At 34.9% G+C, this 9215-nt stretch carries 6 protein-coding genes; all 6 read right to left on the bottom strand.

Annotation, left to right across the window (positions count from 1 at the left end; genetic code table 11):
- Positions 1 to 136: 136 nt before the first annotated feature.
- Entirely contained in the window at positions 137 to 1333 is a 1197-nt protein-coding gene (locus M0P98_08485) for a type II secretion system F family protein (protein MCK9266886.1), read from the bottom strand.
- Positions 1334 to 1337: 4 nt separating this feature from the next.
- A complete protein-coding gene (gene tadA / locus M0P98_08480) occupies positions 1338 to 2870 on the bottom strand; it encodes a Flp pilus assembly complex ATPase component TadA (GenBank protein MCK9266885.1) in 1533 nt (510 codons plus the stop codon).
- An 8-nt stretch (positions 2871 to 2878) separates the two neighbouring features.
- Positions 2879 to 4441 carry a hypothetical protein gene (locus tag M0P98_08475; protein ID MCK9266884.1) on the bottom strand — a complete coding sequence of 521 codons (1563 nt, stop codon included), beginning with the start codon at positions 4439 to 4441 and terminating at the stop codon, positions 2879 to 2881.
- Between the two features lie 20 nt (positions 4442 to 4461).
- Complete coding sequence (locus tag M0P98_08470) at positions 4462 to 5586, bottom strand: HEAT repeat domain-containing protein (protein MCK9266883.1); 1125 nt, start codon at positions 5584 to 5586, stop codon at positions 4462 to 4464.
- A gap of 163 nt (positions 5587 to 5749) precedes the next feature.
- Positions 5750 to 7627, bottom strand: a complete 1878-nt coding sequence (locus M0P98_08465) for a hypothetical protein (GenBank protein ID MCK9266882.1) — start codon at positions 7625 to 7627, stop codon at positions 5750 to 5752.
- Positions 7628 to 7702: 75 nt separating this feature from the next.
- Positions 7703 to 9215: hypothetical protein (locus M0P98_08460; GenBank protein ID MCK9266881.1), on the bottom strand; the 1513-nt coding region annotated here is incomplete at its 5' end.

Below are 9215 nucleotides of genomic sequence, written 5' to 3'. Positions count from 1 at the left end.
TACTCTGAGCCTGTTAAGCCCTTCGGAGACGCTCTTTGCGCAGAAGGGTGAGTTCTCAGAGTGCCCGATTGTGGCGTAGAAGGTGTATGCACCGTAGTACCAGAGTGAATAGGCACCACATACTTTTTTTCTACTTTTACCTAATAGACTGGCTGATCTGAAAAATCGGTAACAGAACAGCAAGTACTATCATTCCAACAAAGCCTCCCATAAATAAAATCATTGCTGGTTCAAGAAAATTAACAAATCTTGTTGAACTTTGTGTTACTTCTTCTTCGTATATACTGGAAATCTTACCAAACATTTCCGAAAGAGAACCACTTCTTTCACCAGCATTTACCAACTGAGTAACAAGGTATGGAAAATATTTACTATTTTTAAAAGCAACCGATAAAGTACCACCTTTAGATAAAAAATCAGCGATTTCTCTTACTTCTCTTTTCAATGTAGGACTTACCAAAACCTGACCTGAAATTCTAAGAGATTCAATTATCTCCACCCCGCCTTCTATCAATATAGATATTGTGCTGGAAAAAAGAGCAATTTCTTTCTTAATAATTATGTTACTTAGAAAAGGTGTATGTAGCCTAAAAAAATCAAGGATTTGTCCACCTTTATATGTAGCAAAAAAAATTTTAAGCATATAATATAAAACACCAACACCAACAAGAATGTAAAACCAGAATATTTTAATGAAACTGCTAAGTTTCATAAGAATTAAAGTAGGAATAGGAAGTACCAGATCTATCTCAGAAAATATTTTGGTTATAGTCGGGGTAACAAAAGTTAACAGAAATATAAAAACTGCGATTGATACAAAGAGCATAAAGAAAGGGTAACTTAATATACTCATAATTTTACTCTTAAAAGTCTGACGTTTTTCAAGGAAATCGGCTATCCTAATAAGAATTTTATCAAGAGTGCCTGTCTCTTCCCCTGCCCTTATTAAAGAAATTATCATTGGAGAAAAGATTTCAGGATACTCTTTCACTGCTTCAGAAAAGACTTTTCCTTCTCTAATATTACGTTGAATATTGTTAAATATATTTTTAAGTTTAACATTTTTCATCTGTGCAGTAACACCTGTAAGGCACTCATCCAAGGGTAATTTAGAAGCCACAAAAGTTGCAAGTTCTCTTATAGCAATTACAATATCTCTCTCTCTAATTTTCCCTGAAAAAGAGAATTGACGAGAAACATCTTCTGAAATATTAATAATATATACCCCTTTCTCTTTTAGGGATTTCCTTGCTACATTTTTATCTTCCCCTTCTATCTTCCCAGAAACTGTTTTTCCGGTCTTATCCAAACCAGTATAAATAAAGGTTGTCATATTTTTAAACTTCCTGAGTAACTCTTAAAACCTCTGATATAGTTGTGGTTCCTTTTTTAATTTTTCTTGCTCCATCCATCCTTAACGTTACCAAACCTTTCTTTAGAGCTGCTTTTTTTATCTCTACAGAAGAACTCCTATTTAATATCATATTCCTTATATCGTCTTCAATTACAAGAAGTTCAGAGATGCAGGTTCTTCCGTAATAACCCTCATTAAAACAGAGCGAACATCCTTTAGATGCTCTATATTCTCCACCTTGCAAATCTTTTGCTTCGGGAGAAACCTGTTGCCACTCCGATAAAGAAGGGGTTATCTTTTCTGAACATTCTTGACAGTTAACCCTTATCAACCTTTGAGCCATAACTCCTATAAGAGACGAAGCTATCAAATAGGGTTCTACCCCCATATCTGTTAACCGAATAACAGCGCTTGTAGAGTCGTTTGTATGAAGAGTGCTAAAAACAAGATGACCTGTTAGAGAAGCCTGTATTGCCATTTCTGCTGTCTCTATATCTCTAATCTCTCCTACCATTATAATATTTGGGTCGTGCCTTAATATAGACCTTAACCCGTTAGCAAAAGATAGGCCCACTTTAGAATTAACCTGTATCTGGTTTATGCCATCAAGGTTATATTCTACAGGGTCCTCAAGAGTTATAATATTGATGCCGGGACTATTTATTTTGGAAAGTGCAGCATATAATGTTGTAGTTTTCCCGCTACCTGTTGGACCTGTTAAAAGAATAATACCGTGGTCAAGGTGTATCAGTTTATTAAATTTTTCGTAATTTTCTTCTTCAAACCCTAACTCTTCAAGTCCATAAAGAAAAGTGCTTCTATCCAATAACCTCATTACAACAGATTCGCCAAAAAAAGTAGGTATTATAGAAACCCTTATATCTATCTTTTTACCATCGGTTTTTATAGAAGCCCTTCCGTCCTGAGGAACCCGTTTTTCAGCTATATCTAAGTTAGATATAATCTTTATCCTTGTAACAATAGCAGGATGATACTTTCTTGGTAATATAAAAATATCGTGTAAAACTCCGTCAACCCTATACCTTATCTTTAACTCAGATTCTCCACAATGGATATGTATATCACTTGCTCTCATAGATATAGCCTTGTACATAATCTGGTTGACAAGCCTAATTACAGGTGCCTTGTTGGCAAGGTCAAGAAGGTTCATTCCGCTTGTATCTATATCTTCTTCAAGAGATATTTCATTCTCGTCATTTAAATCTTCTATAACTTTTTGGGAGGAACTTGGGTGATAATAATACTTTTCAAGACATCTATTTATAGTATCTAAAGAAGATAGGGCTATCTTTAGTTCTTTATCAAACTTAGACCTCAACTCTCCTAAATCTATATTAAGTAAGTTATCAGTAACAACTATTATTTCATTATCATCGTTTCTCAAGAATAGAAGAGAATTATTTTTAAGAAAAGAGAAAGGAAATAACGAAAGAAGTTCTGGGTCAACCATTTCTTCTGGATTTTCAATCCATAAAACAGAATTATTCTCTGGCATATTATTTTTTATTCTCCAACTATTTTCTGTTTTTCAGCAGTTAATTCTATGGCCTTCTCAAAAGTAGTCATTATACGGGGGGTAATAAAAATAAGTAGGTTTGTTTTGACTGAAGTAGTTTCATCCTTTCTAAAAAACCTTCCAAGGATTGGTATATCTCCTAAAAAAGGAACCTTCTGAACAGATTGCCCCTTATCCTCACCAACAAGCCCGCCAAGAACAATTGTTTCATTATTAGGCACTATCAAGTTTGTCTCAGCAGACCTTTTTGCTGTCGTTGGTTGACCGTCAATAGAACCGGTGACTTTTGTTACCTCCTGAGATATTTTAAGACGAACATATTTATCCTGACTAATCTGAGGAGTAATTTTGAGCATAATACCAACATCCTTATAATCATAACTCCTTATAGTATCACCAGTCAACCCTGACGTATCCTGCAAAAACCTAGTCTCTTTAAGGTAAGGTATATTTTCGCTAACATTTATAGAAGCCTCATAATTGTCTGTGGTCATTATTTGGGGTGTTGAAAGGATATTAAAATAGGCATCTTTTTCAAACATTCGTAAAATAGCGCCTTTCGAAAGATTCTTATGGAGTAGCCCTATCTCAAGAAACCCAGAAGCAGAGGCAGTGTTAGCTAATTCTCCCATTTCACTTGAAAGAGAGCCTGTATACTTACCATCTTTATAAGTGTTTGCCCAAGTAAGTTCTGCTCCCATTTCTTTTGCTTTATCAAAACTTACTTCTATAACCATTGCTTCTATTAACACTTGATTAGTCAAAACATCAAGTTCTTTAATGATTTTTTCAATACCTGGTATATCTACTGGTTCAGCGTGAACAATCAATGAATTTGTTGCTTTAGCAGAAACCACAGAAGGTTGTAAAGGAGGCGTTTCTCCTCTCCTTACAACAGCTCTCTGTTTTGATAAAACCTGTGTTAATACTTTAGCCACCTCTTCTGCATCTGCATTTTGAAGTCGATATATAGTCATCTCTTCTTTTCCCGGAGCACTCGGAACATCAATTTTAGCAACAATATCTTGCAGTCTGGAAATATTTTCACCAATATCAGAGATAAAAACAGTGTTTGTTCTACCATCAACAGTAATCTGCCCACCTCTTGTTAAGTAAGGTGTTAAAAGTTGGCTTACAGTATCTACTGGGTAATGTTTTAGAGGAACAACCTGTAGCATAAAATCACCCTGTTTATCCAAAGGAACTTCTCCAATATTAACAGTTATTGCTCTTGTTTTCGCTTCTGCAATTGGGACTATAAAAGACACAGTATCTTTTTGTATGCAGGTAAAACCGTAAAGGTTAAGAATGGCTTTAAAAACATATTCAATATCTTCGGCAGGAATTGATTTGTATGAATAGACTGTTATGGTACCCCTTACATTGGGATCAATTACATAATTTTCTTTTGTGTATTCGCCAATTGAATTAATAAATGACCTAATATCAACGTTAGGAAAATTAATTTTAAAACCTTCCGAAAAAAGGCAGACTGAAAAGAAGAAGAAAAAACAGATTACTTCTTTCCATATTCTTTTAAATTTCCACATTTTATGCCTTGACCAAGGAGTTATTCCAATGTCCAATTGGGAGTTTCTGGTGTTCTTGCAGGCGCTGCTGGTGCTGGAGCAGGCTGACTTCTCCTGTCACCTCTTCTACCACGTTGTGAATCTAAACTACTTCTTACAAAGTTATCTATAGCAGTCTGTAACTCTTGTCTAACACCATCATCAGTTTCAGTTTTGAGCCTTTCCATAAACATAATAAGAACATCATAGTTTGTTTCAGCAGAAGAAACTACACGTATAGCATTCTTTCTTAGTTCAGGATCTGGGTCATCCAAAAACTTTAAAACATTTGGGTCTACACCAAACATGCCAGAAAAAATATCTGATTCTCTTCCACCTCTACCACCGCTTGTATCGCTAGCACCTTTAGTAATATACCATTCTATAGCATCTTTTATAGTTTTTCTTACCTCAACATTAGACTCATATTTTAGTCTTACAAGCATTGTTCTTAAAGCAAACAGTTCAGAAATATCTCCCTCACCTTCTGTTGTTGATGATGATCTTGAAGTTCCTGACGATTGAGCATTAGCAAAAATTCTTGTTGCATATATTTTCGTCGCGTAATTTCTTATTAAAGGTTCTGGGTCATTCATTAACCTTAAAATAGTAACTTCTGTGCCCATAATAAGGTCAAGCCCAGCTGAGGCAAGGTCTTTCACCTCTGGGTCAGGATCTGCTAACAAAACATACAAATCGGGAATATATATCATTGGCCCTAAACCGCTTGAAGAATCTGAGGAAGAGGACGAGGAAGAAGACGAAGATGACCCTGTACCAAAAAGCCTTTCTCTCACCCCTGATGTACTGGTAGAAGAACTTGAAGATGAAGAACTGGTATTTGTAGAAGATAACCCTTTAGCCAAAGATTGTATCGCTTGTTTTCTAACATTAGAGTCAGGGTTTCGTAACATTCCTCCAATTACGTAAGCCACAAGCAAATCTGTAACAATTGAGGCTCTTTCGTTTGATGTACCTGAAGATGAAGAACTGGAAGAACTACCAATACCTGAACTACTAGAACTTCTTCTTCTTGAAGACGAAGAAGTCTGCGCACCTAATTTATCACTCAAAGAAACAAACATAAATATTACACTTAAAATCCAAACTATTCTTTTTTTATTCATTTTCACCTCCCCTAAATAGTCAATTATAAACTATTTAGCGAGCCAATTTTGCAAATATTAGAAACTTTCTTTACTTTTTTAAAAATATACAGTATTCACAAAAGTTTATATTAAATTGGTTTCTCTAATATTATTATACCCAATTTTTGCTTCATTGTAAGTATTAAAACTTTTCAAGTAGACCCGGCTTAATTTCATAATTAAGCTTCTTTTCATCGGGTGCACTCAAATCTTCTGCTTCTTTAAAGGTTGTTATTACATAAGGTGTTAAGAAAAGTAACAACTCGCTCGATGTTTTCCTATATTCTGGTTTACTTACCAAATATTTTAAAATAGGGACCTTTCTTAAAAAAGGTATTCCACTTTCAAGTTTTTCATCTCTCTGTTGTATCATCCCTCCTATAACAAGGGTTTGTCCATCAAAGAGAGTTACATTTTGAGTTGTCTCTCTGGTTGATATTATTGGTTGCTGAGTTTCATATCTAAGCCCAGCAGCAATAGCGCTCAACTGTTTTATCTCAACAAGTCTTGAATCAATTATATTTAAAGTTAAAAAGACATTTCTATTTCTTTGTATAATAGGAGTAACTTCAAATTCGGTCCCAACCTCTTCCTCATGGACAGTTACTGTTTGGGTTGTACCAGTTAGCGCTCCAGTACTAGGGTTATAGTTTTCCCTAAATTCGGGTATTATGTAAGGATAATTCTGTACAACCCTTATGAGGGCTGTTGTTCCGTTTAAAGTCATTATTTTAGGGGATTGTAAAAGTTTAACTTCGCCTTGAGAAGCAAGGGCTTTAAGAAGAATATTTACATCACTATTGGTTACACCAAAACTAAACCCACCCGGTAAACTGCTGGTAAGACCGGGTGTAAAGTTTGGTGTTTCCCCAAACCTTGGCCCAGTTATAGTTGTATTTATTTTATCTATCATACGTGAAGCTATCAACCAATCTACGCCAAGTAAACTTTCTCTCGATGTTGCTATTTCAACTATTTTAGCTTCAAGTAGTACCTGAGAAACAGGAGTATCAAGCGCTGAAATAACCTCTTGGATTTGTTGTGTAAGTTGCTCGGTTCTTGCATCAACTATGATAGAATTAGTTCTTGGGTCGTACACTATTGTCTCTTGTTTGAATGTTTCTTTTAAAGCTTTTGTTATAGAAGAAGCATCACCATAAAAAACTTTAAACGCACTTCGATTCTGATCTTTCATCGATTTAACTCGTGCTCTATATTCAGCGTCGGTCATTATTTTAACAATCTGTTCCTCTTGAATATATTTCAAACTATTTGCTTCACATATCAGATCAAGAACCTTCTGTAAAGGTATATCTTTTACATTAATTGTTACTCTCCCTGATATACCTTTGCTTAAAATAATATTTGCACCTGTTAGGTCATATATAAGTTTTAATGTTTGCTCTAAGTCCGCATCTGTCAAATTTAATGTTATCGGAGTGTTTCCAACCGCTCCAAGAACAGGTTTTTCAAAAGTTATCTTATTTTCAATAATAGAATCTAACTGTAATCTTGATTTATTAGCCAACCTTATAGCTTCTGTAAACTGGTTTCTTTCATAAGCGTCTTTAGCTAAATTTGCTGTTGACTTGGGTTCCAACATATCAAATTGAGATACAAGGTATTTCTCTTCCATTTCTTGAAAGTATCTATATATATCAAGAAGAACTTTTTGAGCTGATGAAGCTAACGCTTCAAACTCGCCTTCAGTAGAAACCTCAATCTCTTTTTCGGAATGTACTCCCTTGATAAATTGCTCTTTAACCCCAAGTTTTCCTAATCTGGTCTCAGAAACCCGTATATACCTACGCACCTGAGATGTTCGAAAAGAAGGATTTATCCCTTGAATCCCTTTAAAAATACTTAAAGCCTCTGCATAATCTTTCTCATAGTACCTATTAACTCCTTGCATAAAGAGACTATCAAGATCTACTTTTTCTTGTGCAAAAACACCAATAGAACCCACCAAAAACACACAGGCTATCAATGATACTAAAAAAAGATGTATTAAACGTTTCATTTTCCTCCTTCCCTTATTCTACTTCTTATTGTATAAAAAATCAAGTAACAATGTACGCAAATTATATTACCCTATTTAGTCTATTTTTATTTCATAAGAGATTCCATCTTTAGATAGATAAAGCCTATCTTTCTCTTTCCTTAATATCCTAAAACCTTCCACAATATCTCCAACCGTTACCCTGTAAGTCTTTTGTCTTCCTTCTATGAAAAGATATTCAACACCTTCGAATAACATTTTTCCTCTAAATATTAAATCACAACGCATCTCTGGGACAATAAGAGGTGTAACCTTAGGTGCAGATACTTTTTCAAGTGGCGTTGTTTTTAATGGTTGAGGTACCTCAGAAAGTTTGGCAACGCTAACAGGAGTAATTTTAGGTGGTTCTGTTTTAGGTAAATCAACACTCTTCGGCGGTTCTATAGGTTTTTCTTCTCTAAGAATGCTTACTGTTTTAGGAGCTCGTAAAATTGAAATTACTTCTGGTTTAGAAGCTAAAACTATGTTTGTAAGAGTGGGCCTTTCAAGAACCTCCATAGTCAATCTACCCGGAGAAAAGGGGTCTCGTTTACCTTCAATATCAATTTTTTCTCCCGCTACAAAAATCTGCTCAACTAAAGCAGTTTCTTCATCCATACTTTTATCAAAACGCTGTTTAGTTAATCTCTTCTGTTGATACGGTTCTTCTCCTGTAATAAATTTTAATCTTGCTGTTGCATCCCTTGCTCCACGAGAAAATAGAAACATTTCAAGTAGCCATACAATTAATAGTAGAACAAAAACTATTTTAAAAGCATTTTTTCTTACGAAAGGCACCAGTTGGAACGGTTCTTTTCTAAGTTCTGCAACCGGTCGAGTTTTTGCAAGTGCTTGTTTTGAAAGAATCTCTTTCTTCTTTTTTCTTAAAGTTGGTATAAATTTTCTCAAAGCCAACACAGATTCTTTCGTCAATAATAGAGATGCTCTACTTATTTTTGCAGATTCTTTCTGCAACTCAGCAAGCCTAATATTTACTTCTTTCTGTTTTTCTTTACTAACAGCAGAAACAGGCAATTTTGTGACTGGCTTCTTTGAAGGTTTTTCAATCTCTATTTTTGTGTCAGGAGATGCAACCCTTTTTCTATAAACTTCTTTATCATTTAAAAGCCTACTTAATAACCTTCTTCTCTCTCCTTCTCGTTTTGCAAGAAGATTTTTAGAGAAAATCTCACCCTTTTTATAAACAACAGAGAGTTTTTCTTCTTTTTGTTTGAGAACTTCTTTATCCGCAAGTTCTAATATTTCTTGTTGCTTAACTTCTTCTTTCTGTTCACGGGTTTCATCCAGTTTTACCTGTTTGGCTTCTTTCTCTTTTAGGATAAGTTCTTGTTTCTGGCGCAACTCTTCTTCTTTTGCTCGTTTTTTCTCAGCAAGAAGTGCTTCTTTCTGCTTTAAAGCCTGTTCAGAATCTATACGACGAGTTGCCTCTCTTCTCTTTAGACGTAAATCTGCTAATTCTTTCTTCTTATCAAGACCTGCTTGTTTAATCTGTTTTTGTTGCAACTTCTTATCTGCTATAAGCGCTGCCTTTTCAAGAAACTTCTCTTGT

The sequence above is a fragment of the bacterium genome (genome assembly GCA_023230585.1).
Classification (GTDB): domain Bacteria; phylum Ratteibacteria; class UBA8468; order B48-G9; family JAFGKM01; genus JALNXB01.
This window is presented reverse-complemented; position numbering and strand designations above follow the sequence as displayed.